This window comes from Oleiphilus sp. HI0132, from assembly GCF_001635845.1.
Map to the genome: position 1 here is coordinate 1 of NZ_LWGJ01000090.1, position 576 is coordinate 576.

A 576-nucleotide genomic window follows, 5' to 3' on the forward strand; every position below is an offset into this window, starting at 1 on the left:
TTACTTCACTGACCGTAAAGCCACGGCCATAACCACAGTTTAGGATTTGCGATTCACCGCCTTTCGCCATGTAATCGAGCGCCATAACATGCGCTTTAGCCAAATCATCAACATGGATGTAATCGCGGATACAGGTACCATCACGTGTTTCATAATCCGTACCAAAGATCACCATACCATCGCGCTCACCTGTTACACATTCACAAGCGACCTTGATCAGATGAGTCGCTTCGGGGGTTGCCTGCCCCAAACGGCTGGTAATGTCAGCACCGGCAACGTTAAAGTAACGCAAAATCACATGATTCAAATCGCTGGCTGCCGACAGGTCACGAATCATTTGCTCGCTCATCATTTTCGATGCGCCGTAAGGGTTGATTGGCGCTAGTGGCATATCTTCGCTAATTACTTTCTCTTCCGGCATACCATAAACAGCCGCCGTTGACGAAAATACCATGTAAGGCGTTTTATACTTTTCAATAATAGTCAGTAAATTCAGGGTATTACGAGTATTGTTACTGTAGTACTTAAGTGGATTTACGACTGACTCGGGCACCACAATGTTCGCGGCAAAATGTA

1 protein-coding gene is annotated in these 576 nt (G+C 46.0%); it reads right to left on the reverse strand.

What is annotated here, in order from left to right:
• Window positions 1–576: UDP-glucose 4-epimerase GalE (gene galE / locus A3766_RS01200; RefSeq protein ID WP_068641502.1), on the reverse strand; the 576-nt coding region annotated here is incomplete at both ends.